General features: G+C 73.2%; 24 protein-coding genes. 8 read left to right on the plus strand and 16 right to left on the minus strand.

The window, feature by feature from the left end; all coding sequences use genetic code 11:
- The first annotated feature begins 80 nt into the window (after nucleotides 1-80).
- The gene (locus AB0411_RS05470; protein ID WP_366415910.1) at nucleotides 81-947 is read left to right on the plus strand and encodes an SDR family oxidoreductase; all 867 of its coding nucleotides are present in this window, start codon (nucleotides 81-83) and stop codon (nucleotides 945-947) included.
- Here AB0411_RS05470 and AB0411_RS05475 read toward each other — a convergent pair.
- The 5 genes from AB0411_RS05475 to AB0411_RS05495 all read right to left on the minus strand — a co-directional run bounded on the left by AB0411_RS05475 (nucleotide 937) and on the right by AB0411_RS05495 (nucleotide 8,621).
- A complete protein-coding gene (locus AB0411_RS05475; protein ID WP_366415911.1) occupies nucleotides 937-2,394 on the minus strand; it encodes a GNAT family N-acetyltransferase in 1,458 nt (485 codons plus the stop codon). The genes AB0411_RS05470 and AB0411_RS05475 overlap by 11 nt on opposite strands.
- A 79-nt stretch (nucleotides 2,395-2,473) precedes the next feature.
- On the minus strand, nucleotides 2,474-4,168 hold the full coding sequence (locus tag AB0411_RS05480; RefSeq protein ID WP_366415912.1) for a DUF885 domain-containing protein: 1,695 nt from the start codon (nucleotides 4,166-4,168) through the stop codon (nucleotides 2,474-2,476).
- 180 nt (nucleotides 4,169-4,348) lie between these two features.
- A complete protein-coding gene (locus AB0411_RS05485) occupies nucleotides 4,349-5,746 on the minus strand; it encodes a GNAT family N-acetyltransferase (protein WP_366415913.1) in 1,398 nt (465 codons plus the stop codon).
- Between the two features lie 84 nt (nucleotides 5,747-5,830).
- Nucleotides 5,831-7,483 (minus strand): alkaline phosphatase D family protein, encoded by a 1,653-nt coding sequence (locus tag AB0411_RS05490; RefSeq protein ID WP_366415914.1) that lies wholly within the window; start codon nucleotides 7,481-7,483, stop codon nucleotides 5,831-5,833.
- Nucleotides 7,484-7,778: 295 nt separating this feature from the next.
- Nucleotides 7,779-8,621: an alpha/beta fold hydrolase gene (locus AB0411_RS05495; RefSeq protein WP_366415915.1), complete on the minus strand. Its 843-nt coding sequence runs from the start codon at nucleotides 8,619-8,621 to the stop codon at nucleotides 7,779-7,781.
- A 233-nt stretch (nucleotides 8,622-8,854) separates the two neighbouring features.
- Here AB0411_RS05495 and AB0411_RS05500 point away from each other — a divergent pair, with 233 nt between their 5' ends.
- Nucleotides 8,855-9,748 (plus strand): RNA polymerase sigma-70 factor, encoded by an 894-nt coding sequence (locus AB0411_RS05500; RefSeq protein WP_366415916.1) that lies wholly within the window; start codon nucleotides 8,855-8,857, stop codon nucleotides 9,746-9,748.
- Here AB0411_RS05500 and AB0411_RS05505 read toward each other — a convergent pair.
- Entirely contained in the window at nucleotides 9,700-10,365 is a 666-nt protein-coding gene (locus tag AB0411_RS05505) for an aspartate/glutamate racemase family protein (protein WP_366415917.1), read from the minus strand. The genes AB0411_RS05500 and AB0411_RS05505 overlap by 49 nt on opposite strands.
- Before the next feature lie 260 nt (nucleotides 10,366-10,625).
- Here AB0411_RS05505 and AB0411_RS05510 point away from each other — a divergent pair, with 260 nt between their 5' ends.
- The gene (locus tag AB0411_RS05510) at nucleotides 10,626-11,372 is read left to right on the plus strand and encodes a GntR family transcriptional regulator (protein ID WP_366415918.1); all 747 of its coding nucleotides are present in this window, start codon (nucleotides 10,626-10,628) and stop codon (nucleotides 11,370-11,372) included.
- Nucleotides 11,373-11,551: 179 nt separating this feature from the next.
- Here the strand turns inward: AB0411_RS05510 and AB0411_RS05515 are convergent, their stop codons facing one another.
- Both AB0411_RS05515 and AB0411_RS05520 read right to left on the minus strand, forming a co-directional pair.
- Nucleotides 11,552-12,766 (minus strand): ROK family transcriptional regulator, encoded by a 1,215-nt coding sequence (locus tag AB0411_RS05515; protein WP_366415919.1) that lies wholly within the window; start codon nucleotides 12,764-12,766, stop codon nucleotides 11,552-11,554.
- 170 nt (nucleotides 12,767-12,936) lie between these two features.
- Nucleotides 12,937-14,637 (minus strand): CocE/NonD family hydrolase, encoded by a 1,701-nt coding sequence (locus AB0411_RS05520; RefSeq protein WP_366415920.1) that lies wholly within the window; start codon nucleotides 14,635-14,637, stop codon nucleotides 12,937-12,939.
- A gap of 101 nt (nucleotides 14,638-14,738) precedes the next feature.
- Between AB0411_RS05520 and AB0411_RS05525 the strand changes: the two genes are divergently transcribed.
- Both AB0411_RS05525 and AB0411_RS05530 read left to right on the plus strand, forming a co-directional pair.
- The gene (locus AB0411_RS05525; RefSeq protein WP_437041337.1) at nucleotides 14,739-15,479 is read left to right on the plus strand and encodes a TetR/AcrR family transcriptional regulator; all 741 of its coding nucleotides are present in this window, start codon (nucleotides 14,739-14,741) and stop codon (nucleotides 15,477-15,479) included.
- A gap of 90 nt (nucleotides 15,480-15,569) precedes the next feature.
- Nucleotides 15,570-16,001 carry a hypothetical protein gene (locus AB0411_RS05530; protein WP_366415921.1) on the plus strand — a complete coding sequence of 144 codons (432 nt, stop codon included), beginning with the start codon at nucleotides 15,570-15,572 and terminating at the stop codon, nucleotides 15,999-16,001.
- 13 nt (nucleotides 16,002-16,014) lie between these two features.
- On the opposite strand, the gene AB0411_RS05535 is transcribed toward AB0411_RS05530, so the two are convergent.
- The 6 genes from AB0411_RS05535 to AB0411_RS05560 all read right to left on the minus strand — a co-directional run bounded on the left by AB0411_RS05535 (nucleotide 16,015) and on the right by AB0411_RS05560 (nucleotide 22,789).
- Entirely contained in the window at nucleotides 16,015-17,031 is a 1,017-nt protein-coding gene (locus AB0411_RS05535; protein WP_366416307.1) for a TolB family protein, read from the minus strand.
- Nucleotides 17,032-17,042: 11 nt separating this feature from the next.
- The gene (locus tag AB0411_RS05540; RefSeq protein WP_366415922.1) at nucleotides 17,043-18,365 is read right to left on the minus strand and encodes an MFS transporter; all 1,323 of its coding nucleotides are present in this window, start codon (nucleotides 18,363-18,365) and stop codon (nucleotides 17,043-17,045) included.
- A gap of 1 nt (nucleotide 18,366) precedes the next feature.
- Entirely contained in the window at nucleotides 18,367-19,299 is a 933-nt protein-coding gene (locus AB0411_RS05545; protein WP_366415923.1) for an alkaline phosphatase family protein, read from the minus strand.
- A gap of 108 nt (nucleotides 19,300-19,407) precedes the next feature.
- Nucleotides 19,408-19,965 carry a G/U mismatch-specific DNA glycosylase gene (mug, locus tag AB0411_RS05550; protein ID WP_366415924.1) on the minus strand — a complete coding sequence of 186 codons (558 nt, stop codon included), beginning with the start codon at nucleotides 19,963-19,965 and terminating at the stop codon, nucleotides 19,408-19,410.
- 11 nt (nucleotides 19,966-19,976) lie between these two features.
- Complete coding sequence (gene purB / locus AB0411_RS05555) at nucleotides 19,977-21,410, minus strand: adenylosuccinate lyase (RefSeq protein ID WP_366416308.1); 1,434 nt, start codon at nucleotides 21,408-21,410, stop codon at nucleotides 19,977-19,979.
- A gap of 548 nt (nucleotides 21,411-21,958) precedes the next feature.
- Nucleotides 21,959-22,789 (minus strand): alpha/beta fold hydrolase, encoded by an 831-nt coding sequence (locus tag AB0411_RS05560; protein ID WP_366415925.1) that lies wholly within the window; start codon nucleotides 22,787-22,789, stop codon nucleotides 21,959-21,961.
- A 75-nt stretch (nucleotides 22,790-22,864) separates the two neighbouring features.
- Here AB0411_RS05560 and AB0411_RS05565 point away from each other — a divergent pair, with 75 nt between their 5' ends.
- Nucleotides 22,865-23,467 (plus strand): sigma-70 family RNA polymerase sigma factor, encoded by a 603-nt coding sequence (locus tag AB0411_RS05565; protein ID WP_366415926.1) that lies wholly within the window; start codon nucleotides 22,865-22,867, stop codon nucleotides 23,465-23,467.
- A 292-nt stretch (nucleotides 23,468-23,759) separates the two neighbouring features.
- Complete coding sequence (locus tag AB0411_RS05570) at nucleotides 23,760-24,260, plus strand: hypothetical protein (RefSeq protein ID WP_366415927.1); 501 nt, start codon at nucleotides 23,760-23,762, stop codon at nucleotides 24,258-24,260.
- On the opposite strand, the gene AB0411_RS05575 is transcribed toward AB0411_RS05570, so the two are convergent.
- Nucleotides 24,245-24,643: a hypothetical protein gene (locus AB0411_RS05575; RefSeq protein ID WP_366415928.1), complete on the minus strand. Its 399-nt coding sequence runs from the start codon at nucleotides 24,641-24,643 to the stop codon at nucleotides 24,245-24,247. The two genes, AB0411_RS05570 and AB0411_RS05575, sit on opposite strands and share 16 nt — an antisense overlap.
- A 237-nt stretch (nucleotides 24,644-24,880) precedes the next feature.
- On the opposite strand from AB0411_RS05575, the gene AB0411_RS05580 reads away from it, so the two are divergent.
- Nucleotides 24,881-25,681, plus strand: coding sequence for a DUF6461 domain-containing protein (locus tag AB0411_RS05580; RefSeq protein WP_366415929.1), 801 nt, complete (start codon nucleotides 24,881-24,883; stop codon nucleotides 25,679-25,681).
- Nucleotides 25,682-25,728: 47 nt separating this feature from the next.
- Here AB0411_RS05580 and AB0411_RS05585 read toward each other — a convergent pair whose 3' ends face one another.
- On the minus strand, nucleotides 25,729-26,406 hold the full coding sequence (locus tag AB0411_RS05585; protein ID WP_366415930.1) for a hypothetical protein: 678 nt from the start codon (nucleotides 26,404-26,406) through the stop codon (nucleotides 25,729-25,731).
- Nucleotide 26,407: the final 1 nt, after the last annotated feature.

Below are 26,407 nucleotides of genomic sequence, written 5' to 3' on the forward strand. Positions count from 1 at the left end.
AGCGCACCGGACGCCGCAAGGCGGCGCCCGCCGGAAATCCGGGTGACATCGCGACCGGGCGGCCGCCAGCCTGCTGTGTCATGACCTACGACAGCAGCCGTCCCGCAGAGAGCTCCGGCACCGCCACGGACGCCGACGTACCCCGCCGCGACCCGCTGCCGCTCCTCGGGCGCACCGCCCTGGTCACCGGAGCGAGCCGCCGCCGCGGCATCGGCTACGCCGTCGCCCGGCGACTGGCCGCATACGGCGCCGGCGTCTATCTGCACCACCATGTCCCGCACGACGCCCGCCGGCCCTGGGGAGCGGACCCGGGCGGCCCGGACGCCGTCGCCGACGGGGTGCGGGCGCTCGCCGCCCCGGGCGCGGTGGTGGCCCAGGGGCCCGCCGATCTGGCCGCACCGGACGCCCCCGCCCGACTCGTGGACACCGCGGCCGAGGCGCTCGGCGGCCGGCTGGACATCCTCGTCGCCAACCACGCCCTCAGCGGCAGCGACGGCCCCCTGGACGCCGTCGACGCGGCGATGCTCGACGCCCACTGGGCGGTGAACACCCGCTCGGTGATCCTCCTCGCCCAGGCCTATGCGCGCCGGCGCACGAAGGAGACGCCGGGCGGGCGGATCGTGCTGATGACCTCCGGCCAGGACCTGGGCGACGGGATGCCGGAAGAGATCGCCTACGGCCTGGCCAAGGGCGCACTGGCCACGGCGACCCGCAGCCTCGCCACCACCTTCGCCGGCCTCGGGGTGACCGTGAACGCCGTCAACCCGGGCCCCGTGGACACCGGTTACGCGGTCGGCGCCCTGCACGAGCAGGTCGCCGGGCGCTTCCCGGGCGGACGGTGGGGCGCGCCGGACGATCCGGCCCGGCTGATCGCCTGGCTCGCGACCGACGAGGCGGCCTGGATCACCGGGGAGGTCATCAACTCCGAGGGGGGCTTCAGGCGGTGACGGCGACCGTCTCCGCGGCCCCGTCGATCTCGTAGGCGCGCAGCCCCTCGCGCTCCCCGACGAACCGGAATCCCGCCCGCTCCAGCACCCGTTGGGACGGCAGGTTCTCCGGCTCCGTCAGGGCGCACACCGTCCGTACCTCGGGGCGCGCGGCCGCCCAGCCGGCGAGCAGCCGTGCCGCCTCGGTCGCCCAGCCGGCGCCGCGCGCCGACGGCGAGAGGTCGTAGCCGATCTCCACGAAGCCCTCGGCGTCCGGCGGGCCGTGGAAGCCGATGCTGCCGAGCGCCGTCCCCGTGGCCGCGTCGGTCAGGACGAAGACGCCCCAGCCGGGCCGGTAGTCGCCGGCCGCTGCGGCCCGTACGGCGATGCCGGCGCCGCCCGAGGTGGCCTCGGGCGGGCCGCCGTCGATCCAGTCGAAGCCCGCGGGCTCGCCGTCCGCGACCCGGGCGGCGGTGGCCGGCGGCAGGGCGCGCAGCGCCACCCGGCCGGCCGTGAGCACCAGCGGATAGCCCGCGCCCGCGGTGACCAGCGCCTCGAACAGCGGCCGGTGGTCCGCCCCCGCCGGCAGACCGCTGACCTGGCCGTCGCCGACCTCCACCACCCGCCAGACGCCGTCGGTGCGCCGTGCCAGGTCCGTGGTGACGAAGCGCAGGCCCGACTCCCGTACCGCGGGCGCCACATGGGTGAGGTCGGGGGCCGGGCGCAGGCCCGGGGTGTCGGGGTGCGGGCCGCTCAGCACCGGCTCGCCGTCCACCCACCACACCCGCGCCTCGCCCACCGCGTCGAAGGACTCGAAGGCGCGCAGCACCACGCCCCCGGTCAGGGACTCCTCCTGGAGGGCGACGAAGCGGCCGACGACCGCGGCCAGTTGCCCGGTGTCGTCCGCGTCCGGGACGTAGGCGGCCTCGTCCCACTCGTGCTTACGGGACTTCACCCAGTCCTTGACGACGAGCGGCCGGGGCCGGCCCGGTGTGCCGAGCGGCGCGGCGAGGTCCGCCAGCGCCGCCCGCTCCGGGGCGCGGCCGGGCGGGCAGGGGAGCCAGGCGCTGGCCGGGGTGAGCGCGCGGAAGGTGTCGTACCAGCCCGGGAGTTCATGGGCACGGCGGTAGGCGGCGGGGGAGGTCAGCAGGCGCCGGCCGCGGTCGGCGAGCGCCGCGGACAGCGCGGCATAGCGGCCCGCGGGCAGCATCCAGCCGCGGTACCAGACCGGTCCGGCACCGCGCGGGACCCGGGCCACCGCCGCTGCCGCGTCCCCGGCGGCCAGTGCCTCGTGGTCGAGGACCGCGGTGGCCGCGCCGGCCGCCTGCGCCGCGGCGGCCTCGGCCGCGAAATGCGGATCGGTCCCCGGCCCCGGCCGCCTCCGGCCGGGCGGCGCTCCCCGCCGGGGACGCAGCGGGTCGCCGGGGAACAGGAGGAGCGGCCGGTCCACCGCGGGGTCCACTGTCATGTCAGCGGACCCTACGGACGGCGGTGGCCGGCCACAACACCCGGGGGAGTGGCCGGCCACCGTGCGCCCGAGCGGTGGTTCAGAGCGCCGACAGCTCGCTGAGCAGGTCGTCCAGGCCCAGCGAGCCCTGCGACAGGGCCGCCATGTGCCAGGCCTTGAGGTCGAAGTCCGCGCCGTGCCGCGCGCGGGCCGCCTCCCGGCCCTGCAGCCACACCCGCTCGCCGAGCTTGTAGCCGATCGCCTGTCCGGCCATGCCCTGGTAGCGGATGATCTCGCTCTCGACGTAGTCGGCCGGGCGGCTGCTGTGCTGGGCGAGGAACGCGTGGGCCAGCTGCGGCGTCCAGCGCTCGCCCGGGTGGAAGGGGGAGTCCGCCGGGATCTCCAGCTCCAGATGCATCCCGATGTCGATGATGACCCGGATCGCGCGCATCATCTGCGCGTCGAGATACCCCAGACGCCGTTCGGCGCTGGTCAGGAAGCCCAGCTCGTCCATGAGCCGTTCGGCGTAGAGCGCCCAGCCCTCGGCGTTCGCGCTGACGATGCCCACCGTCGTCTGGTAGCGCGAGAGGGAGTCGGCGACATGCACCCACTGCGCCAGCTGGAGGTGATGGCCGGGCACCCCCTCGTGGTACCAGGTGGAGACCAGGTCGTACGCCGGGAAGCGGGTCTCGCCCATCGTCGGCAGCCAGGTCCGGCCGGGACGGGAGAAGTCCAGCGACGGCGGGGTGTAGTACGGGGCTGCCGCGCCGCCGGGCGGGGCGATCTGCGACTCCACCCGGCGCACCCGCTCCGCCAGTTCGAAGTGGGTGCCGTCGAGCCCGTCGATGGCCTCGTCCATGAGCGACTGGAGCCACTCACGGGTCTCCTCGACGCCCTCGATCGCCTCGCCGTGCTCATCGCACCAGGCGAGCGCCTCCCACGGCGTCTTCGCGCCGGGCAGGACCTTCTCGGCCTCGGTCTCCATCTCGGCCAGCAGCCGGTGGAACTCCGACCAGCCGTACGCGTACGCCTCGTCCGGGTCGAGGTCGGCGCCGTTGAAGTAGCGGGCGAGGCGGGCGTAGCGCTCGCGGCCCACCACGTCCGGTGCGCCCTCGACGGCCGGTGCGTAGCTGTCGCGGAACCAGTCGCGCAGCTCCACCAGCGCGCCGTTCGCCACCCCGGCGGCCTCGGTCAGCTCGGTGCGCAGGGCGTCCGGGCCGGCGTCGGTGAACTCGGCGAACCAGCCGCGGTCGGTCCCGATCCATTCGTCCAACTGGCCGATGACGGTGCGGACCTGGGTCGGTCCGGCGGGCAGGCCGCGCTTGAGGCCGGCGTCGAGCGCGGCGCGGTAGCCCTCCAGCGCGGCGGGTACGGCCCGCAGCCGCTGGGCGAGCGCCGCCCAGTCCGCTTCGGTCTCGGCCGGGCTGATCGTGAAGACCTCGCGGACGTGGTGCAGCGGCGAGCTGAGGTTGCTGACCGTGCGCAGGCCCTCGCCCGCCTCGTGGACCGCGAGCTCGGCGGTGAGCCGCTCGCGCAGCAGCCGCGCGCAGATCTGCTCGGCGGACTGCTCCGCGCCCGGCCGGGACTCCGCCTCGCTGAGCTTCTCCAGCGTCGTACGGGCGAGCTGGGCCACCGCTTCCTGGCCCGTCGGTGAGAAGTCGGGGAGCTTGCCGGAACTCTCGGCGACGCCGAGGAAGGTGCCGGTGATCGGGTCCAGGTCGACGAGGGCGTCGACATAGGCATCGGCGACCTGGCGGGGCAGCGGACCGCCCCCGGAGGTAGTGGTGTTGGCCATACCGCCATCCTCGTACGAACGGCCCCGCCGCGTCACCATCATCAGGCGGTACGTTCCTGTCGCTTTGCGGTGTCCTTGGCTCCGCTTATGGCGTCCTTGCCGCCGCGCGCCGCCGCCGGCCGGGCGTCCGTGCACCCGGCCGGCGGCGACGGTGCCCGGTCGCGCACCGCGGGGCGGCGCTCAGCGGCGCCCCGTGCCGTCCTGGACCCGTGCGCTCTCCAGGGACTCCCGGCGGGCGGGCACCCCCGTGGGGCGTGCGGTGATCACCAGCGTGCCTTCCTCGATCTGGTAGTCGAGCGGCAGCCCGAGGCCGCGCATCGCCGCCACCATGCCGGTGTTCGAGGCCCGGGTGATCGCATAGACGCTCTCGCAGCCGGTCTCGGCCGCCATCGTCACCAGCCGGCGCAGCAGTTCGGCGCCGATGCCGCGCTGCTGCCAGGCGTCCTCGACCAGCAGGGCGACCTCGGTCTCCTCGCCGTCCCACAGCAGATGGCCGAGCGCCACCAGCCGGCCGGAGGCGGTCTCCACCGCCAGGGTGCGGCCGAACCGCGGGCTGAGCAGGTGGTTGAGGTAGCGGTCCGCGTCGCCGACCGGGCCGTGGTAGCGCAGCCCCAGGGTGTTCGGGGAGCAGCGGTCGTGCATCTCGCGGGCCGCGGCCAGATCGGAGGTGTCGGCGCGGCGGACCGTGATCTCGTTGCCCTCGGGCAGCGTCAGCACATCACGCCGCGGCGGCACCCGCTGGCCGAGTCTGGCGTCCAGGTCGACCAGGGCGCGTACCCGGGCGAACTCGGTCGGGGTGAACGGCAATTGCGGCCTTTCGATGGTGAGCGAGCCCCCGGAGGGGTCGCGGAACTTCATGAGGTGTTCCTCCAATACGCCTTCCGTGGGCACCTGCTCGGCGAGCGGCTGACCGCGCAGCGAGCGGGCGGGAACCGAACGGATGGTGCAGCGCCCCAGCAACTGGCGCAGTGCCAGGGGGAGTTCGGCGGAGTCCAGTGCGGTACGGGTGGCCAGGCCCAGCATCCGGGTCGGGGCGTCGACGAGGTCGTGCGCATCGGCGCGCTCCAGCCAGCTGTGCGCACCGCCCGCGCCGGCCACCGTACGGGCCAGCTCCGCGGAGGTCAGCGCCTCGGGGGCGCGCAGCAGGAACTCGTCGACCGTGCCGTCGGACAGCGGGTGGGTCTGCAGGCTGAGGATGTCGACCCGCCGTGCGGCCAGCGCCGTGCACAGGGCGGCCAGGCTGCCGGGCTCGTCCCGGACGGTGGTCCGCATCCGCCACAGCACCGTCTCCTGACCGGCGGCCCCGGGGGCCGCTCCGGACGGGGACGCCGCCGTGGCGCCGGTATCGGTCGGCGGCGGGGCGTATTCGTGGCGTCGTGACCACCAGACGTGGAAGCCGGCCGTGGCCAGCAGAGCCACCGCGGCGGAGCACAGCAGCAGCGGGCCCGACGGGCCGTGGACGAGGGTGTTGGCGAGGACGTCGGCGACCGCCACGGCGCTGAACAGGGCGGCCAGCTCGATGATGTCCCGCCGCCAGTGGTGGCGGCGGGCGGAACGGGCAGAGGATGCTTCAGTCATGCACACAAGCCTGGCGTACAGGTGTTGCCTGATCGCCAACACATTGTGTCCGACGGGTAAAAGACGCAATCGACGCATTGGCCTCTACTGTCCTACCTGTCCCGGTTGCAGCACCTTGCTGAACAACACCTCGCCGCCTTCCTGACACAGCCGCACCGTCATCTCCCCGCTGTCCCCGTCGATGTCGATCTCGCCGAAGTACTGCGGACTCTCCGCGGGAGAGGTGTTGGCACGGTCCGGCGCCTTGATGAACGGCTGCTCGGGCCCGAATGTTCCGTCCAGCTTCAACGCCTGGAATCCGCCCGCGTTCAGCGGCCCCGACACGAACTCCCAGAACGGCGCGAAGTCCTTGAACGCGGCCCGGTCCGGTGTGTAGTGCTGCGCCGCCGTGTAGTGGACGTCCGTCGTCAGCCACACGGTGCCGGTCACCCGGTCGTGCTTGATGTGCCGCAGCAGCTCGGCCAACTGCAGCTCGCGCCCCAGGGGAGCGCCCGGATCGCCCTGCGCCACCGCCTCGAAGTCGGTCTTGCCGTCCGGGACGACCAGACCCAGCGGCATATCGGAGGCGATCACCTTCCACACCGCCTGCGAGCGGGACAGCTCCCGCTTGAGCCAGCGCAACTGCTCGGCGCCGAGGATGCCCTGCGGATCGTCGGTCTGCCGGCCGGGCGAATTGGCGTTCCGGTAGCGGCGCATGTCCAGGACGAACACGTCGAGCAGCGGGCCGTGGCGCACCACACGGTAGACCCGGCCTCCCCCGCTCTCGGCTTCGCTCGAGCGGGAGGTACCCCCACGGTCGGGCCGCAGCGTACGGATGGGGAAGTACTCGCTGAAGGCGCGCAGCGAGCGCGCGGACAGCACGTCCGTCTCCTTCACCGTGTACCGGTCGTCGTCGAGGAGCTGTCCCGGGTACCAGTTGTTGTGCACCTCGTGGTCGTCCCACTGGGTGATCGTCGGCACCTGCGCGTTGAAGCGGCGCAGATTGCCGTCCAGCAGGTTGTAGCGGAACGCGCCGCGGAACTCCGCCAGCGTCTCGGCGACCTTGGCCTTCTCCTCGGTCGTCACGTTCCGCCAGATCCGGCCGTCCGGCAGCGTCACCCGCTCCGGGATCGGGCTGTCGGCGTAGATGTTGTCGCCGCTGCACAGGAAGAAGTCCGGGTTCCGCCGCCGCATGTCCTCGTAGATGCGGTAGCCGCCGCGGTCGGGGTTGATGCCCCAGCCCTGCCCGGCCAGATCGCCCGACCAGTGGAAGCGGACGCCCTCCTGCCGCCCGCTGCCGGCCGTGCTCCGCGAGGCGCCGGCGGGTCTGCGGTGCGCGGGCGCCGTGCGGAAGGTGCCGGTCACCGGCCTGCCGGTGCGCCGGGGGTCGTCCGGGTCCGCGAGCAGCACCCGGTAGTGGATCTGCTCACCGGAGGGCAGACCGTGCAGCGGGGTCACACCGGTGAAGTCCGTCCCCGCACCGATCACCGGGCCGTGCCAGGTCCGGGCGTTGCGGAACGACTCGGTCGCCGCGGTCTGCACCAGCATCCGGGCCGGCCGGTCGGACCGGACCCACACCAGACCCGAGGACGTGGTCACATCCCCGACCTGGACGCCCCAGTCGGCGCCCGGCCGCCCGCTGCGGGCCTGCGCCGGCGCGGCACAGGAGAGGGCGGGCAGCGCCAGTGCCGCCGAGCCGGCCGCCGCGCCCTGCAGCAGCGACCGCCGTCCGAAGCCGCCGCCGGATCCCTGCGCCATCTCCAACCTCCATGCCTCGACCGACTTTCCTGCCGCCCCGTTCGTATCGCTGTCCGGTGCCCCGCAGCCGAACGGACGGTGAACAGCGGCCCGTTCGCGGTCGGCGGCACGCCTCGCGCAGGGGCGTGTCCCGGCCCCCGCGACCCACCGGACCCGGGCCATCGTCGCAAGCCCCCCGCCCGATCGCCAGGATGCGGACGGGACGTTTACGCCTCCGGTACGCGCCGGGGCCGCCGCCTCGGCGGCCCGGGGAGGGGGAGGCCGCACCCCGGCCGACGGGTGTCGCCGGCAGACCCTAGGAAGCGCCCCGGCTCATGGTGTCGAGGACGACCCGCGCCACCAGCGCCGGATCGTCGTGCATCGGCACATGCCCGCAGCCCGGCAGCCGCACCAGCCGCGCGCCCGGGATCGTGTGCTTGGCCCGCACGCCCTGGCGGGGCAGCAGCAGGCGGTCCCGGCTGCCCCAGCCGATCGTCACCGGGACGTCCGGCACATCCGCCGTGAACCGCACCTCCCGCCCGGCCGCCAGCGTCGGGACGAACCCGGGACCCTCGCGCAGCGCCCTGGTCTCCGCCACGACGGCCGCCGCCGAACGGCGGGCGGGGTGGGCGTAGATGGTGCCGGTCAGCGAGGCCCGCCCGAGGGCGGACCGGGCCAGGGACTCCACCACCGGCTCGGGCAGCGCCTGCGCCCCGGCGTACATGCCGCGCAGCACCCCGAAGGCGTACCGCCGCTCCGCCGGGGTCCAGAAGCCCGCCGGGGAGAGCGCGGTGACCGACCGGACGGCCCGTTCCCGGCCCAGCTCCAGGGCGAGCAGCCCGCCCAGCGAGTTCCCCACCACATGCGGGCGGTCGGCGCCGAGTTCCCCGAACGCCGCGATGAGCAGCGGGACGACCGACGACAGTTCGTAGGAGGACCCGTCGGGCAGCGCGGGGGAGGCGCCGAAGCCCGGCAGGTCGAGGGAGATGACCTCGTGGGACGCGGCGAGGATGTCGCACACCGGGCGCCAGGCCTGGAGATGGTGGCCTATGCCGTGCAGCAGGACGACGGGATCGCCCGCGCCCTTGCGCTCATAGGCGACCGTGAACGGCGGCCGGTCCGCGGGGGTGACACGGGCGAAGGAGACCGGGGTGGCCATCAGAACTCCTCGGGGGTGCGGTGGTGCGGTGGTGCCGGGTGTGGGCTGACACGATGCCAGTTGAGGCTACTGAGTGGTATGGGGCAGTCGGGACGAGTGCGGGAGGTACGGCACCGCGCGCACCCGCTCCGCCCCGCCGCACGGCCCCCGCGCATCCCCCCGGGCACCCCCCCGCGGCCCCCGCCGCGCGGATTCCGCTGGACAAGGCGGAGGCGGGCCGGTGGGATGGAGGGGTGCTGAGCGATTCCGTGACCGACCTCACCGATGTCTTCGAGGAGCACCGCCCCGTGCTGTTCGGGGTGGCCTACCGGATGCTCGGCCGGGTGGCCGACGCCGAGGACGTGGTGCAGGACGCCTGGCTGCGCTGGTCGGGGGCGGACCGCGCGGAGGTGCGCGAGCCGCGCGGCTACCTCGTACGGATCACCACCCGGCTGGCCATCGACCGGCTGCGCCAGGTCCAGTCGCGCCGCGAGTCCTATGTCGGCCCCTGGCTGCCGGAGCCGCTGGCGACCGACATCGGGGCCACCGCCCCGGACACCGCGGAGCGCGCGGTGTTCCAGGAATCCGTCACCCTCGCCGTGCTCGTCGTCCTGGAGTCGCTCTCGCCTCTGGAGCGCGCCGTGTTCGTGCTGCGCGAGGCCTTCGGCTATCCGTACGCGGAGATCGCCGCCGCCCTCGACCGCAGTGAGGCCGCGGTGCGCCAACTGGCGGGCCGCGCCCGGCGGCACGTCGAGGAGGGCCGCCCCCGCTTCGAGGTCGACCAGGAGCGGCAGCGCGAGCTGACCGAGCGGTTCCTGGCCGCGGCGGCCGGTGACGATCTGGCGGGGCTGCTGAGCCTCCTGGCGGCCGACGCGCGGCTGGTCGGGGACAGCGGAGGGAAGGCCAAGGCCCCGCGGCGGATCATCGAGTCCGCGGACAAGGTCGCCCGCTTCCTCGTCGGCGTCGCCCGGTCCGTGCCGCCCGGTATGGAGTTCACCGTCCTCGAACTCAACGGCCAGATCGCGCTGTTGGCGCGCCAGGACGGGGTGCCGGACACCGTCATCCAGTTCGGTGTCCGAGACGGCAGGATCCAGACGGTCTACGTCGTCCGCAACCCGGAGAAGCTGGTGTCGCTCGCGGCCAGCTGAGCGGCGGCCCGCAGGCCGGTCCGCGGGCCGGCCAGCACCGGCACCTCGAGGTCGAGGCGCTCGGCCGCCGGTGCCATGGAGGCCTGCGCCAGGACGATCACATCGGCGTCCCGGATCTCCCGTGCCGCGGCGGCGACCGCCGCCAGATAGCCGTCGCGGTCACCGGCCTCGAAGCGCTCCCAGGCGCCCGGCACCAGCACGGTGCGCACCGTGACCTCGCGGCCGGCCCGGTCGGCCTCCTGCACGAGCAGGTCCTCCGTGGGGACGCGGGTGCTCTCCACGGAGGCGAGTACGGCGATGCGCGGCCCGGTGGCGACGGCTGCCGCGGCCATCGGACGGTCCACCCGCAGGACGGGAAGGCCCAGCGCCGCACCGGCCGCCTCGGCGACCGAGCCGATCGTCGAGCAGGTGCACAGGACCGCCCGTGCCCCGTTGCGGGCCGCCTCGCCGAGCTCGGCGGCGAGGTCCTCCGCCACGCTCCCGGGCCCCTGCGCCCTTGCCCGGTCGAGGAGTTCGGGCCGTACGAGGTGATGCAGCGCCAGGCCGGGGGCCTCCTCGTCGCGCAGGGCGTCGAAGACCGGGACGTGCAGGGGAGAGGTGTGGAGGAGAGCGAGCATGCCGGTGACTGTAGCGAGCGGCACGGCGCCGGGCGTGGTCGGGACCGTGCCGTGCGGGCGATCGTTCCGATCCGCACGTCATGCCGGATTGGTCTTGACCAAGGGTGGGGGCGGCCATATCGTCGGGATACTGCAACAACCTTTCATAAAGAAGCGTTCATCATCGAGCGCGCACGGCGGGCCCGCCGAAGCAGCGTTTTGTGCGCGGGCCCGAGCCCCATGCGGGCGCAGTTCCGGTCACGGCCGATGCGGAGGACAGGGTGGGGACCACGCAGCTCGAAACGGTGCCGGAGCCGAAGTACTGGCACCTCAAGACCGTGCTCAGCGAGGCGCTGGACTCGGAGTTCGCGGTCGGCGAGATTCTGCCCAACGAGCGTGATCTGGCGGCCCGGTTCGGTGTCGCCAGGGCCACGCTGCGCCAGGCGCTCGAACAGCTGGAGCTGGAGGGCAGACTCCAGCGCCGCCGCGGTGTCGGCACCACGGTCGCACCGCCGCGGGTCGGCGTCGCCGTCGACCCCGTCCGCCACACCTGGCCCGGCGCCGCCGGTGACGACTGGCAGCCAGTCGACGCCGTCGAGAGCGACACGGTGCCCGCCGCGGTGGCCGGTTTGCTGGCGACGGCGCCCGGCGAGGCGGTGCACATCGTGCGCCGCAGCCGGGTCACGCAGGGCCGGCCCGTGGCCGCCGAGCTGCTGTACGTCCCGGCGGCCGCGGTCCCGGACTGCGCACCGGCGGCCTCGCTCGGCGACCCGGCCCGGGCCGGTGCGGTGCTGCACGCGCTGCAGGCGCTGGCCCTGGACGGCCAGGACCGTACCGTCGAACTCGGCTCGGCCCGTGCGGAGGACGCCAAGCAACTGGACCGGCTGCCCGGCGCGCCCGTACTGGTGGTCACCACCCGCTATGTCTCCGGGGGCCGTCCGGCTGCCGTGGCGGTGTCCACCTATCGGGCGGACACCTGCCGGCTGACCTTCGGCGAGAGCGAGTCGGTCGCCCTGCTCGCGGGCTGAGCCGCCGCGGTCGTGCTACGGGCTCCTGCCGGACGGCGTGCCGGCGGGGGCCCGTTCGCGCAGGACCGCGGGCCGGCGGCGGCTCCGTGGCCGGGGCCGGGCGGCGGCGCGCACCACCGCCGGGGCGGCGAGGGTCCGCCCCGGCCCCCGGTTCAGCGCCGGCCCAGCAGACCCGCGGTTCAGTGCCGACGCGCGCCGAGCCCGGCTCGGTGCCCGCCCGTCACCGCGTCGGGACTCGTGCGGCGGCCCGTGACCGTGCTCTCCACCGCGAAGAGCTCGCCCTCCACATGATCGAGCGCCAGCCGCAGCGCCCCGGTGGCGACCGCCGCCTCGCCCAGCTGCGACAGGGCGACCTGCGGCGGGCGCAGGCAGTAGCGCGCCAACTCCGCGCGCAGCGGCTCCAGTACGCCGTCCAGTCCGGCCGCCCAGCCGCCGATCACCACCAGCTCCGGGTCGAGTGCCAGCACCAGCGCCGCGACGTCGTGCACCAGCCGCCGGACGAAACGGCCGACCGCCTCCCGGGCCTGGGCGTCGCCCTCGCGCGCCGCCGCGAAGACCGCCGCGACCTGCGCCTCGTCCAGGGGGTGCAGCGGCTTGCCGGTCGTCGACAGCAGCTTCTCCGGTGCCGCCTCGCGGCCGAGCAGGTGCAGGGCGCCGATCTCCCCGGCGGCTCCGCCGAATCCGCGGTGCAGGCGCCCGCCGATCAGCGAGCCGGCTCCCGGGCTGAGCCCCGCCAGCACGAAAACGATGTCATCGGACGCGGTGGCGGCGCCCTGCCAGTGCTCGGCCACCGCGGCGGCGTTCGCGTCGTTCTCGACCAGCACCGGGCAGCGGAACGACCGCCGCAGCCGCTCGCCCAGGGGCAGCCCCGTCCAGCCCGGCAGCGCCGTGCTCAGCCGTACGGTGCCGTCCGCCTCCACGATGCCGGGGCCCGCCGCGCCGACGGCCCGCAGCGAACTGCGGGGCACGCCCGTACGGCGCAGCAGATCGGCCACGACGGTGCGGACCCGCTCCAGCCGTTCGTCGGCCGGCGCGGTCTCCGCCACGGGGCGTTGCGCGGAGTCCAGCACCCGGCCGCTCAGGTCGGACAGCAGGGTGGTGACGCGGTGCGGGCCGATCTCGATGCCCAGCAGATGGCCGGCCTCCGTACGGAACCGGAACCGGCGGGCCGGCCGCCCCTGACGGCGCGTCGCGCCCTCCTCGGCGGGCGCCTCGACCACCAGACCGGTGTCGATGAGGCCCTCGACCACGCCTTCGACCGTCGGCCGGGACAGGCCCGTCACCTGGACGAGGTGGGTGAGCGTGGGGGAGTCCGCGGCCCGCAGCGCATGCAGCACCACAGCGGAGTTGATCCGTCGCAGCAGGGAGGGATCCCCGCCGGTGAGCCGCCCCAACGTCCGTCTCCCTCGCGTTGCGTGTGTGGCGGATCGTAGCCGGTCGCGGGGTGGGCGGCGAGCCCGGCTGGGGGCGGCGGAGCGGGCGATCGGGCCCTCCGGGCAGGTGCCGGCGGGGGCGGCCCGGCGCCCTTGCCGCCGCGAGGGGCGACAGCGTCCCGGCGGTGCGGTCAGCGTTCCGGTGCGGCGCCCTCGTACGCCTCGTCCGCGACGGGCAGGACGAGCCGGGAGGGGTGCTGGAGCGAGATCTCGGCCGGCAGGAGCCGGGTGGCGGTCGCCGGCGGCTCGCCGGTGCCGGTGTTGCGGGCGAAGCGGGGATGGGCGCCGCCGCTGACCTGCAGACGGATCCGGTGTCCGGCGGGGAAGCGGTGGGCCGTGGAGCTCATGGCCACCGTGACCGCGGCCGGGGCGCTGCGGGCCGAGTCGGTGGCGTCGTCGGGGCGCAGCCGGCGCAGTCCGTCGCAGATGTTGGTCGAGCGGCCCCGTGGGTCGACGTCGCAGAGCCGGGCGAAGACATCGGCGTGGCCGGTGTCGGTGCGCACCCGCAGCTCCGCGCGCACCGGCCCGAGGACGTCGAGCGGCGCGTCGAGCGGCGTGGAGGTGAAGGTCAGGACGTCGTCCCTGGCCTCCAGCGCGGTGTTGTCCTGGGCGCCGGCCTTGCCGGAGAGCACGGGCCCGCCGACCGAGGGGGTCGGGTCGGCCGGGTCGTAGCGGAACGACCCCGGCGCCGAGGTGTGTTCGGGCGGCCGGGTGCGCAGGGTGCCGTCGCCGTCGAGGTGCCAGGGCCGGTCCGTCGTCGCCGGGGGCCAGTCGGGCAGGTCCTGCCATGCCTGCCGGCCGCCCACGTGGATCCGTGCCCGCGTGCCGCGCAGGCCGGACGGGTCGTCGCACAGGTGGGCCCGCAGCCAGGCGAGGCTTTCGGCGAAGACCTCGGGCCAGCCCCGCTGCAGTGCGGAGTGGTGCGTCCAGGGGCCGACGAGCAGGGCGGCGTCGCAGCCGGCCCGCCGCAGTCTGCCGTACTGCTGCAGGGTCTGGTCCAGGCCCACGTCGTGCCATCCGGTGATCAGGCTGGTCGGCACGGTCAGGCGGTCGGCCGCGACCCCCGCGTCCACGCCCTGCCAGTGCGCGTCCTGCCGGTCGGGGTGGGCCATCGCCTCGTCCAGGAACGGCACCCGGCCGCCGAGCCCGGGCACGTAGGCCTCGCCCAGGGGCAGCGTCCGCGCGATCTTCGGCAGGTGGCGCCGCAGCCGCAGCGACGCCCGCAGCAGGTGCCGTGTGCCGCGGTGCTGACTGGTCAGGCCCATGGTGCTGGTGAGGGTGTTCTCCAGGGCGAACGCGCCCGCGGAGTAGAAGTAGCCGTACAGGTCGTGCAGGCCGACGTGGACCACCATCGCGCGCAGCTCCGGCGGCGGCTCCAGGGCGAGTGCCCACTGGGCGTAGCCGAGGTAGCTGGCGCCGATCGTCCCCAACGCGCCGCGGAACCAGGGCTGTTCGCGCAGCCAGGCGACGGTGGCCAGGCCGTCGGCGGCCTCGTGCTGCCACAGGGCGAACTCGCCGCCGGAGCCCCCGGTGCCGCGGCAGCTCTGCAGGACGACGTGGAAACCCTGTTCGGCGAAGAGCACGCCGTACATCGGCGCCCAGGGGAAGCCGCGGCCGTACGGCGAGCGGATCAGGAGGGTGGGGAAGTCGCCGTCGGCCAGGGGGAAGTAGTGGTCGCTCAGCAGGGGGCTGCCGTCGGCGGCGGGCACCACGAGACCGGGCTCGTGGGCGACGTCGTGGAGCGCGGGCGGCAGGCCCCGCATGGTGCGCCGCAGGGCGCGGGTGAGCAGGGGCGGCTTCTTGGCGGACGAGTGGTGCGTCGCCGTCGTCATGGTGCCTCGATTCCCGGAGCGGTCTCTCTCCGCAGCAATTTCAGTACGTTGTACGAGAATAGCGTGTGGTGGGATGGCCCCAGGACTGAGGAGAGGTTGCCGTGGCCCGTACTGGAGGCTCATCCGGCCGTCGCACCGGGGTGGATCCCGAGCTGCTCTGGTCGCGGGCCGAACGCCCGCGGCGGGGCAGGCCGCCGGCGCACGACCGCGCCGCGATCACCGCCGAGGCCGTCGCCCTGGCCGACGCCGAAGGGCTGGCCGCCGTCACCATGCGCGCCGTCGCGGGCCGGATCGGCGCGGGGACGATGTCCCTCTACAGCTACGTCCCCAACAAGGAGACGCTGCTGGAGCTCATGATCGACCACGTGAGCGGCGACCACCGGCTGCCGTCCGAACCCTCCGGCGACTGGCGCGCCGACCTCCGGCAGCTCGCCCACGAGCAGCGCGCGCTCATGCACCGCCACCCCTGGCTGCCCGGCGCGCTGCCCGCCCAGCGGACGATCGGCCCGAACACCCTCGCCGTCTGGGAGTACACCCTCGCCGTACTCGCCCCCGCCGGCCTGGACGCGCGGGCGCGGCTGGAGACCTTCAGCCTGCTCACCGGTTTCGTCTCCAGCCACGTCCTGTACGAACTCGCCCAGGAGCGGGCGATCGGGGCCGAGGACCGCACCGCCGGCGACCTCCTCGACGCACAGGCCCGCTACCTCCGGTCCGTTGCCGCCGAGGGCGGCCTGCCCCACCTCGCGCAGGCCCTGGAGGCGACGGGCAACGACCCGGCCCCGCAGGCCGTCTTCGACCGCCTGCTCGACCGCATGATCAACGGGCTGACGGCGGCGACATGACGGGTACCGGCGACCCGTGCGCCGCGGCCGGGCCGCGGTCCGCACGGTGAGACAGGGCCAATTGTCAGACCCGGGCGGTTTACTGACGGCATGACCATCGACGTGTATCTGGGCACCATCGACCGGCTGCGGCTCCGGGAGTTCCCCGCCGTTCCGGGCCGGTCCGCCATGGTCGAGAGCGGGCCGGGGTTCCACATAGCCGGCCTGCGGGTCAGTCAGGAGTTCTGGGACGCGGACCCCGCCGAGGTGACCGAGGCCGCGGAGGATTTCGAGGCCGAACTGACCGCTCTGGCAGCGGCCCTGTCCTTACGGTGGGGCGAGCCCCGCACGATCGAACTCGCCGGCCATCTGGAACGGACGGCGAGGGGCCTGCCCGTCCGCCCGCCGCTGGACACGCTGTGCGGATACGTCCCGCGGATGCACGGCTGGCGGGTGCAGGGCCGGTGGATCGGGGTGGGCGTGGGACAGGGCGGCCCCGAGCTGCCCTTCCAACTCCTGGCGGCGGTGGGCGAAGCGAGGTGAGGCGGGCGCGGGGTCAGGGGGGGAAGACGGGCGCCAGCGCGGCGGTGACGAGCCGGTGCGGGGCGCCGGAGCCGTCGGCGGGGACGGTCCACAGGTCCGCGCCGAAGTCGCCCGGCAGGGCGTAGACCAGGGTGTGGTCGTCGCGCCAGACGGCCTGGTCGTCGATGGTGCGGTGCTCGCCCGTCGGGGACTCGTGCAGGGTGCGCAGATCGAGGACGTACAGCCGCCAGGGCGCGTCCGGGTCGGCGCCCTCGACGCGCTTCTTGTACGCGAGGCGGGTGCCGTCGGGGGAGAGCGAGGGGCATTCGACGTTGGGGTGCAGCGCCGTGAGGGTGCGGGTGGCGCGGTCGCCGCGGACGAGATAGGTCTTCCCGCCCGTGGCGGCGGTGGCGTAGAAGCGGGTGTCGTCGGCGAAGGTGACGCCCCAGACGTTGATGTCGGCCGCGTGCACCCGGTGCCCGTCGACGGTCAGTGCGTAGGTCTCCAGGTTGGCGTCCAGCCGCCGTCCGTCGGTGCCGACGACGGAGGTGCGAGTGGAGAAGGCGGTCCCCGCGTAGGAGTCACCGCTGACGAAGACGGTCCAGGCGACGGTACGGCCGCTGGGGGAGACCCGGGCGCGGGTGGGCGTGCCGGCCAGGTCGTAGTGGCGCAGCGGGCGCAGCCGGCGGTCGAGGACCACCGCCCGGTAGGTGTCGCGGAGCGTGCCGTGGACGGCCTGGAGGCAGATGCCGGTGCCGGCGGCGGCGTGGAAGCGCAGGCAGCGGACGCCGGAGGCGGTGCGCGGGCCGTCGGGACGGTCCGCGGGGACGGCGGTGATCTCGTCGCGGTGCGGGCCCCAGGCCATGGTGCGGAAGAGGCTGCGGTGCGGATCGTCCAGGCGCACGGCTCCGGAGGCGACCGAGGGGCCGCCCGCCCGGGTGTGCTCCTTGCGCGCGGCGCGCCCCGCGGCGTGCAGGGTCGCCCCGACGGCGACCCCGCCGAGCACGAGCACGGCGACGAGCAGGAGGAAAAGGCGTGCGCTGCGGCTCAAGGGGGTGTGGTTCACGCGGGCTCCGAGGGGGAGTTCGGGGTCTGCGCCGGGACGGCGCGGCGCAGCAGGAAGGCGCTGACGGCCGCGGCGAGCGCCAGGCCGAGGGCCGCGGTCAGCACGGCGGTGCCCGCGCCCCAGGCGGTCCAGGCGGCGCCGAAGGCGAGCGAGCAGACGAAGCGGGCGGCGGTCTGGCCGGTCTGCACCACGGCCAGCCCGCTGCCGCGGGCGTCCTCGGGCACCGCATCGGCGGTCGCCGCCGCCAGCACCCCGTCGGTCGCCGCGTAGAACGCACCGTGCAGCACCAGCACGGCACCGGCCAGGGCCGCCCCGCCGGCCGGCGGGACCAGCAGCAGCCCGTAGGCGCACAGCAGCGCCAGATGCCCGGCGAGGAACAGCCGCCGGCGGCCGATCCGGTCGGCGACGGCCCCCAACGGCACCGCCAGCAGCAGGAACGCCGCGGCCGTGCCCAGGGGAAGCAGCGGGAACCACCCCGTCGGCAGATCCAGGCCCCGTTGCAGGGTCAGATAGAGGAACGAGTCGCTAAGGGTCGTCAGCCCCAGCAGCACCGCGCACGCGGTGAGCCGGCGCACCTCCGGCCGTTTCAGCAGGGCGCGCACCGGCGTCCGGGGGACGTCCGGAGCCTGTTCGGCGGCGGCCTGCGAGGTGGCGGCCCCCCTGCGCGGCACGAACAGCAGCAGGACGACCACACCCAGGACGGCCACACAGAAGCTGACCGTGAAGACCGCGTCATAGCCTTCCGCCGCCGCCCGCAGCAACACGAACGCCACCAGCGGACCGCACAGCGCGCCCGCCGTGTCCATGGCCCGGTGCACCCCGAACGCCCGCCCGCGGACGGCCGGTTCGGCGGCCAGGGAGATCATCGCGTCGCGCGGCGCCGTCCGCAGTCCCTTGCCGGTGCGGTCCACCGCCAGCACCGCCCCGATCAGCGGCAGCGAGTGCACCAGCAGCAACAGCGGCTTGCAGAGCGCGGAGAGTCCGTACCCCACCGCCGCCACCGCCTTGTGACCGGTGCCGCCGCCGCGGTCCGACAGTCGGCCGCCCACCAGCCGGACCAGCGCGCCGACCCCGTTGTAGACCCCGTCGAGCACCCCGAAACCCAGCGGGGACAGGCCGAGTTCGGCGACGAGGTACAACGGCAGCACGGCGGTGACCATCTCCGAGGAGATGTCCGTGATCAGGCTGACGGTGCCCAGCACCAGCACCGTCGAGGGGAGAGCGGAGGCGGCGCGCCGGCCCGGACGGTGGTCCGTTCCGGCGCGCCGTTCACCCGTCGGGGCAGCGGCCGAGGGGCCGGAGCGGTCCGCGAGGTACACGTCAGCCGGCCCAGATGCCGCTGATGTCCTTGGCGTCGGCGGCATGTCCCGCGTGCGAGGTGCCGTACATGTCCTCCAGGGTGCGCAGGACGTCGTAGTGGTTGTAGGTGGTGGCGGAGGTGGTGCCGGCCTTGACCGGCTGGCCGTACAGCACGGTCGGGATGCGGTTGCCGCTCAGCCGGTTGTCCTCGTCGAAGGTGACCAGCAGCAGGCTGTTGTGGGTCCCGGCCCAGTCGGCATAGCTCTTGAGGTGGTCCTTCAGCCAGGTGTCACCCGTGGACACCGAGCAGTCGTGCATGTCGCTGCACAGGTTCGGCACGACGAAGGACACGGTCGGCAGCTTCGAGAAGTCGGTGGGAAACGCGTCGAAGGTGTGCGCCGAGCCGGTGGAGACATTGCCGAAGCCGAACCACGGGTTGTGTTTCTGCGCGTACTTGCCGCTCTTGCAGGTGGTGGAGCCCTCGGACGGCAGCGACTCGTTGTAGCTCGCCCAGGACTTGCCGGCCGCCGTCACCTCGGAGGCGAGGTTGGGGGCGTCGCTGAACCCCGGGTCGACGCAGCTGTCGTCGGTGACGCCCTGGGTGTCGCCGGAGAAGAGGGCGTAGTAGTTGGGCTGGCTGGGGTGGGTCTCGGCGTAGGACGCGGTCAGGCCGGCGCCGCCGGAGGCCAGGGAGTTGAGGTACGGGGCGCTGGAGCTGCCCATCACCTGGCCGTAGGCGTGGTTCTCGAAGACCACCACGACGACATGGTCGGGGGTGGGCACGGCGGCCGCGGCCGGCTCGGCGCCGAAGCCGTTGCCCGCCCAGACGCCGAGTCCGGTGGTGGCGAGGGCGAACGCCCCGGCGAGCGCGGTGACTCTGCGGCGGCGGGAGCGGCGGGTGCGGTGGGAGGAGGGGGACGCTGCGGGGGAGGGGGACGCGGAGAGGGCAGGCACAGGAGTCTCCGTAAGGGAGTGGGGGCTGCGCGGGCGGCGTCAGAGTAGAGCCGTCGGGTAGGCATGTACATGCCTTCAAGATGGCCGACGGCCGAACGGTGGACGACCTTAAGCGCCGTCGTCCTCCGCGAACGCCGCGGCGCGCAGCCGCCCGTACTCCTGAGCCAGGGTCGTCGGCGTCCAATGGGCGTTGAGTCCGCTGGGGTTGGGCAGCGCCCAGATGCGGGTGCCGCCCAGGGTGCGCTCCTGCGGGCCGATCGCGGCGCGCTTGTCGTCGAAGGCGACGCGATAGGCGGTGACCCCGGCGACGGCCAGCCAGCGCGGCCGCAGCCGGGCCACCTTCTCGGCCAGCAGCCGGCCGCCCTCGCGGTACTCCTGCGCGGTCAGCTCGTCGGCCCTGGCGGTCGCCCGGGCCACGACGTTGGTGATGCCCAGGCCGTGGGCGAGCAGTTCCTCCTGCTCGGCGGGCCGCAGGAGGCGCGGGGTGAATCCGGCGGCGTACAGGGCCGGCCAGAAGCGGTTGCCGGGACGGGCGAAGTGGTGGCCGGTGGCCGCCGTCATCAGCCCGGGATTGATGCCGCAGAAGAGCACGCGAAGGCCGCTCGCGGCCACGTCCGGGACGAGGCGGTCGCGAGCGGCTTCCAGCTCTTCGGGGGTGAAGCGCACGGGCCCTGGGGTCAGAGGATCGAGCCGGGGGTGTACGCCGCGGCCTGCGGGTGCTGCTCGGCGATCTCCTCGATCCGGGCGACGACGGACGCCACCTGGTCGGCCGCCGCACCGGTGAAGGAGAGCTTGTCCGCCATCAGGGCGTCCAACTGCGCCTTGTCCAGCGGGATCCGCGCATCCGCGGCCAGCTTGTCCAGCAGCTCGTTGCGCTCCGCGCCCTGCTCGCGCATGGCCAGCGCCGAGGCGACCGCGTTCTCCTTGATCGCCTCGTGCGCCTCCTCGCGGCCCACTCCGGCGCGCACCGCGCCCATCAGCACCTTGGTGGTGGCGAGGAAGGGCAGGTAGCGGTCCAGCTCGCGGGCGATGACGGCGGGGAAGGCACCGAACTCGTCGAGCACGGTCAAGAACGTCTCCAGCAGCCCGTCCAGCGCGAAGAACGCGTCCGGCAGTGCGACCCGGCGCACCACCGAGCAGGACACGTCGCCCTCGTTCCACTGGTCGCCGGAGAGCTCACCGGCCATCGAGGCGTAGCCGCGCAGGATCACCATCAGGCCGTTGACGCGCTCGCAGGAGCGGGTGTTCATCTTGTGCGGCATCGCCGAGGAGCCGACCTGGCCGGGCTTGAAGCCCTCGGTGACCAGCTCGTGCCCGGCCATCAGCCGGATGGTCTTGGCCAGCGAGGACGGGGCGGCGGCCAGCTGCACCAGCGAGGTCACCACGTCGTAGTCGAGCGAGCGCGGGTAGACCTGGCCGACGGAGGTGAAGGCCCGGCCGAAGCCGAGGTGCCCGGCGATCCGCTGCTCCAGCTCGGCGAGCTTGGCGGCGTCCCCGCCGAGCAGGTCGAGCATGTCCTGAGCGGTGCCGACCGGGCCCTTGATGCCGCGCAGCGGGTAGCGGGAGAGCAGTTCCTCCAGCCGGCCGTACGCCACCAGCAGCTCGTCGGCCGCGGTCGCGAAGCGCTTGCCCAGCGTGGTGGTCTGCGCGGCGACGTTGTGCGAGCGGCCCGCCAGCACCAGCTCGGCGTGCTGGCCGGCCAGCGAGCCCAGGCGCGCCAGCACGGCGACCGTACGGTCCCGCATCAATTCCAGGGACAGCCGCACCTGGAGCTGCTCGACGTTCTCCGTCAGGTCGCGGGAGGTCATGCCCTTGTGGACCTGCTCATGGCCGGCGAGGGCGTTGAACTCCTCGATGCGGGCCTTGACGTCGTGCCGGGTGACCTTCTCGCGCTCGGCGATGGAGGCCAGGTCGACGGTCTCCAGGACCCGCTCGTAGTCGGCGAGCGCCTGCTCGGGGACCTCCACCCCCAGGTCCTGCTGCGCGCGCAGCACGGCGAGCCACAGCTTCCGCTCCAGCTTGACCTTGTACTCGGGGGACCACAGCACGGCCAGCTCCGCGGAGGCGTAGCGGCCGGCCAGGACATTGGGGATGCGAGGCTTCGCAGACACAGCAGTCACGTGGTCAGAGTCTACTGGCGGTCTAGCTCGGCCGAGCAGTCGGGGTTCTGACCAGCGAAAATGGTGGTCAGAGCCCTTTCGCCGCATGGGGAGGGGCTCAGGGCGGGCGCGCCCTCCCTCTGCGAGTGTTCGCGCAGGTCACAGCGTTGCCCTGGCTCTCCCGGCGCGATAACTTGCCCAGCAGCCGGGAGTCCTTCTGGCGAGCGAAACCACCGGTCAGAAGGCTTTCGCCTGTCGGAGGTGCCTTCGCTGGACCCGGTTCCGTCCGGGTGGGAACCGGCCCAGCCACCGACCCCGACCCGGCCGTGGCCCAGCCACCGGCCCCGACCCGGCCGCGGCCAGGGCGCCGGACCTGATCGGCCGCAACTTCACCACCCGGCGGCCGGACAGGAAGTGCGTCGGCGACCTCGCCTACCCGCCCATCGAGAGCGGGAAGTTCTGCTGTGTGGCGCCCGTCCCCCTGCTGAAGGACGGGCACCTCAACTGTCTGGGCCGCCACCACTTCGGTTCTGCCACGGACTCCAGGGGCGCGAGCCAGGTCATCCACGCAGGAACGCTGCCGAGGCCGCCACGAACCAGTCGGCGTCGTCGAACCACGGATAGTGCCCCGCGCCCGGTTGCACCACGAGCGTGACGTCAGGGAACACCTCCGCGAACTTGACCGTGGACACCGGCGGGCTGTTCAGGTCGAACTCCCCGGTGAGCAGCAGAACGGGGGCCTCGCGGGCGGCGAGGGCCGCACGAGTGCTCTCCGGCTCGAAGGCGCCCTCCGCCGCGAAGCGAGCGACAGCTTCCTGATTGCTCGGCTGGCTGGCTGTGTGGTGCTGCTGTGCCGTGGCGTCCCACCGGCCCCAGAAGAAGGGGGCGACGGCTTCCCAGTCGCTGCCCGTGCCCTCGGTGATCGCCTGTAGGGCGGCGAATGCTTCCGGGAACCACGGCTCGTCCTTCCGCAGCTGTGCCAGCTCGCGCCGCGTCTCTCCCGTGATCGCCATACCGACGGCGCGGGTGCTGGGGCCGATCAGGGCGAGCTTGCCGACCCTGTCCGGGTACCGGGCCGTGTACTGCGTCGCGATGTTCGTGCCGGCGGAATGGCCGAGCAGGTCCATCCGGGGAAGGCCGAGGTGCTCGCGCAGTGCCTCGACGTCGTCGACCAGGCGGTCGCAGCGGTAGGAGGAAGTGTCATCGGGAATCGCGGAGCGGCCGGTGCCGCGGAGGTCCAGGACGATCAGCCGGCGGTACGCGGACAGGCCGCCGAGGTCGCCGAGGTACGCGGAATCCGTAGGACCTCCCGGGATGCAGACGAGCGGATCGCCGTCCCCGATCACGCGGTAAGCGAGCTGGGTTCCGTCGGGCGCGGAGAAGGTGGGCATGCCGCGGATCCTGCCAGTTATAACCCGGTTGTACAACCAGGTTATGGGACGGGTCTCGTGGTGTATAACCGGGTTGTGGCACGCGAAGAGAGCACGCACCGGACCCCCGAGACGCTGACCGAGCAACAGGCCGAGCGGATGCTCGCCGGCATGAACGAGGTCATTCGTGCGGGCGAGGAGATGCGAAAGCTGCGGGCCGAAATGATCAAGGTTTTCGCGGGCTTCGGCTGGACACAGGAACGCATCGCGCGACTCACCGACATGAGCCAGCCCGCCGTGTCCAAACAGATGGCGAAGCGCAATTCCGACGATCCGCAGCCTCCGATGCGGCTCTCCCTCGACCAGTACGACGCTCCCTGGCTCGAAGGGCGACTGTGGGGCCTCGCTGAGGAAATCTCCGAAACCGTCCACGAAACCGCCTGCTGCACCCGCTACGTCAACGCACTTGTCCGGGGGAGAAAGCGCTTCACGCCCCAGAACATCGACGAGCTGCGGCGTCTCGTCGAAGAGGACCTGAGGCTCCACCGGGCGGAGCTGCCCGGCAGTTACCGGGCCGCGTACGATCAGATCAGCCGCGGCCTCGACATTCCCTCGAAAGTCACCGCCACCGCATCAGCATCTGTACGCCGCTCCATCGCTCACCGGATCCAGCGCGATCTACTCCAGGGCGACGCGTAGGCAGCGTCAGCCGACCGCCACGGCCCGGCCCTGGAAATGCTCGCCGGGCCACTGCCGGGCATGTACGACCCGAGCGGACCCGGGTGGCAACCGTTCGGCTTCTTCCGGGCCGATCAGCCTGACGAACTGGCCGCGTACGGCATGCACAGCAGACCGAGGGGGACTCATGAGTGATTCCGGGAGAGCCGGTTCGGAGACCGGGTGCGGTGACCGCGCGGGCGAGGAGTCGGGAGGGACGCCCTTCCCGGCGAACGTGAGCGGTGCGCCTGACGCAAGGACCGGGCCGAGGCGCATGCTGTCGTGCCTGGGCGGTGTGGTCGTCGTCCTTGCGGTGCTGGCCGGAGGGCTCGGCTGGCTGTTCAAGGACGAATTGTTCCACCCGTTCGGCGACGTCCGGGCATGCGAGGGAAGCGACGTGCGGTTGCCGGAGGTGATTCGCGCCGGGGGAGCGTCGATGCCCGCCGGTGCCTCCGACATCCACTACTTCACCCGGAACGGCAGCGCCGAGGTCACCTTCGTGAGCAACCAGATACCGGACTACCTTCACCGCGCGGGCGTCCTCCCGGAGGGCGAGGCCCTCTTCGACGAGAAGCACGGCACCAAAGGGGTTGCCGACGATGAGATCGATCTTCCGGTCAATTTGTGCGGCTCTTCCCTGCGGGGGCCCGTCTGGATCTACCAATCCACCAGCGCCACCGGGGCCGGCATCAGCGTCACGGTCGAGCGCTCTCCCACGGTCAACGACTCCTTCCGAGTCCCTGCCCGCGCCGTGGTCACCTACAGCCTCCCCTGATCCGTGTCCTTGCAACTCTCCTCGACCTTCAGCACGTTGAAGACCACCGGGAACTCGGTGATCCGCTGGTTAGGGCGCGGCTGGGAGTTGCAGATCTTCCACGCAGCCGGGTCGTCCACCGGACGGCCCTGTCCGCTCGCGTCCTTGAATGTCATGTCGAGCTCGGAGCTCATCTGCTCGTACGCGCGCCCGGCGTTGCCGCCGATGACATCGGGCATGGTGAGGGCGACCGGAGCGGGGTCCGCCGAAGGACGTGTCCCGGCGGACCCCGAGGCCGTCGGAGTGGTCCCCGAGACATCCGGCACGGACGACGCGCCGCAGGCGGTGACGGAGGCCAGGAGCGCGGCGGCGAAGGCGGGTCTCAGAAGCTTGGTGACGGTCATGTTCCCCCCGAGCGTGATGGCAGTTCGCAGCAGTATTCACAGTGCGACACCAGAAAGCACCGCTTTCCGGACCGACTCCAAGTCGGTGGCCATGCCCGGTCACCGCTCGGAACGGGTGGTCGCGGCGGGCTGTACCTGAACGCGGTGCCTTGGTGGACCTGGCGAGGGTTCCGCCACCGACCGCGAGCTCGTCCCACGGGCGGAGGGATGTCAGTGGTGGCGGGCAGACTGTGGTGCATGACGTCGGTGACCGCACATGATTACGCCTGGATACGTTCCTCCCCGGTGTTCCGCCACGCGATGGAGAGCGGATACGGCCTCACCCTGGTACGGGGCGTCGTCCCCGGTGACGTACTGCGTGCGATGGGGGCCGAGCCGCAGGGCACTTGTACGGGAGTGGACGCGCTGATCGAGCAGCATGTGGACCAGCGTGGTGCGACGGACTACCGGGACGACTCCTTCATCGCGGGCGCGTTCACGGTGCCGGGCACGGACGGCGACTGGACGCTCGTCCTGCAGTTCGACGGCGGTGTGGGGATGCAGTCGCGCTTCCTGGAGGTCCTGTCGGCGGGCGGGCGGGCCGTGACGCATTCCACCAACGGGGGCGCACCCATCGACCTGTTCCACTGGTACGAGGCCGGTGAGCTCCGGACCACCTTCGAAGGGCCCACCGCCAGGTATGGCAGCACCCCCGACGCACTGGTCCCCATGATGCGTGAGGTCGGTTTCGACCTGACCGAGGACGAGGACGGCACCGGCGCGGGCAGCGACACCAAGGCCGCGGTCCTCGCCCTGACCGAGCGGCTGACCGGCGTACGACTCACGGAGGAGCTCCTCAAGGGCGCGGAGTACCACCTGGGGCACACACCGGAGGAGCCCGCCGAGGAGTGGACCAGGGTCGTCATCGACCTCACCGACGCGCACGGGGAACGGTTCTACAAGGAAGTCACCCGCGAGGAGGTCGAGGCCGCTTCGGCACGCGCCCGGGAGGAGGCCGAGGCGCCGATCGTCGTCCCCGGGCCCTCGCCCGCTCCCTGAGTGTCACGCTCGCCAGGTGCCTGCCCACGGGAGTGCCGGGCCCCGGCTCATGTCAGTGCCGACTTCAACGCCGAGACGACGTCTCCTGAACTGGTGGCAGGGATCTTCCAGCGGAAGGTGTCACCGTGGCCGTCGACATAGACCAGGGTGCCGCCCTTCTCGGATTTGGTGATGTCGAAGGCGATGGTGTTTCTGCGGAAGGTGTGGGGCTGGACGGTGGGTCCGCCGTCATGGAAGCCGACGGGAGCGATCCTTGCCGCACCCTTGCTGTTCCCCGCCTCGACGGTGTGCCCGTTGGACGCCTTCCAGCGGAAGCCTCCTTTGCCGGTAGTTGCCGTCACGGGGGTATCAGTCCGGTTCTCGGCGCTGAAGGCGACGACGGCGTAGAGCTCGTGCTCCGGGGCGCCGGTGCCGGCCTTGTGGACATAGACCACGGTGCCGGGAGTGATCCGCATGGCCCCTCGCCCGCCGACGCCGACGGTCTCGGCGCTCTGTCTCAACCTGAGCGCCGTGCGCGGAGTCGGCTCGCTCTTACCTTGGTCATCGCCATCGGTACAGGCAGTGAGAAGACCGAGGCAGCAGACGGTTATGAGTGCGGTTGCGGTGGCGGTGTGGCGCACGATTCCTCCGAGCAGCGGCAGGTGGAGCGGCCAAGTGTCCTTCCACGCCAGTATCTCAGCGCCCACCTGCCGCTCCACCGGCCAAAGTTGAGTACGGATGCTCATG

It is taken from the genome of Streptomyces angustmyceticus (assembly GCF_040701845.1).
Taxonomy (GTDB): Bacteria; Actinomycetota; Actinomycetes; order Streptomycetales; family Streptomycetaceae; genus Streptomyces; species Streptomyces angustmyceticus_A.

What these genes read in the sequence shown, in the direction of transcription:
- AB0411_RS05520 (WP_366415920.1), bottom strand. Translation starts at nt 14,637, where the DNA reads ATGACGACGGCGACGCACCACTCGTCCGCCAAGAAGCCGCCCCTGCTC.
- AB0411_RS05570 (WP_366415927.1), top strand. Translation starts at nt 23,760, where the DNA reads ATGCTGTCGTGCCTGGGCGGTGTGGTCGTCGTCCTTGCGGTGCTGGCC.
- AB0411_RS05495 (WP_366415915.1), bottom strand. Translation starts at nt 8,621, where the DNA reads ATGGCCACCCCGGTCTCCTTCGCCCGTGTCACCCCCGCGGACCGGCCG.
- AB0411_RS05505 (WP_366415917.1), bottom strand. Translation starts at nt 10,365, where the DNA reads ATGCTCGCTCTCCTCCACACCTCTCCCCTGCACGTCCCGGTCTTCGAC.
- AB0411_RS05490 (WP_366415914.1), bottom strand. Translation starts at nt 7,483, where the DNA reads ATGGCGCAGGGATCCGGCGGCGGCTTCGGACGGCGGTCGCTGCTGCAG.
- AB0411_RS05485 (WP_366415913.1), bottom strand. Translation starts at nt 5,746, where the DNA reads ATGACTGAAGCATCCTCTGCCCGTTCCGCCCGCCGCCACCACTGGCGG.
- AB0411_RS05560 (WP_366415925.1), bottom strand. Translation starts at nt 22,789, where the DNA reads ATGCCCACCTTCTCCGCGCCCGACGGAACCCAGCTCGCTTACCGCGTG.
- AB0411_RS05530 (WP_366415921.1), top strand. Translation starts at nt 15,570, where the DNA reads ATGACCATCGACGTGTATCTGGGCACCATCGACCGGCTGCGGCTCCGG.
- AB0411_RS05470 (WP_366415910.1), top strand. Translation starts at nt 81, where the DNA reads ATGACCTACGACAGCAGCCGTCCCGCAGAGAGCTCCGGCACCGCCACG.
- AB0411_RS05585 (WP_366415930.1), bottom strand. Translation starts at nt 26,406, where the DNA reads ATGAGCATCCGTACTCAACTTTGGCCGGTGGAGCGGCAGGTGGGCGCT.
- AB0411_RS05480 (WP_366415912.1), bottom strand. Translation starts at nt 4,168, where the DNA reads ATGGCCAACACCACTACCTCCGGGGGCGGTCCGCTGCCCCGCCAGGTC.
- AB0411_RS05475 (WP_366415911.1), bottom strand. Translation starts at nt 2,394, where the DNA reads ATGACAGTGGACCCCGCGGTGGACCGGCCGCTCCTCCTGTTCCCCGGC.
- AB0411_RS05575 (WP_366415928.1), bottom strand. Translation starts at nt 24,643, where the DNA reads ATGACCGTCACCAAGCTTCTGAGACCCGCCTTCGCCGCCGCGCTCCTG.
- AB0411_RS05580 (WP_366415929.1), top strand. Translation starts at nt 24,881, where the DNA reads ATGACGTCGGTGACCGCACATGATTACGCCTGGATACGTTCCTCCCCG.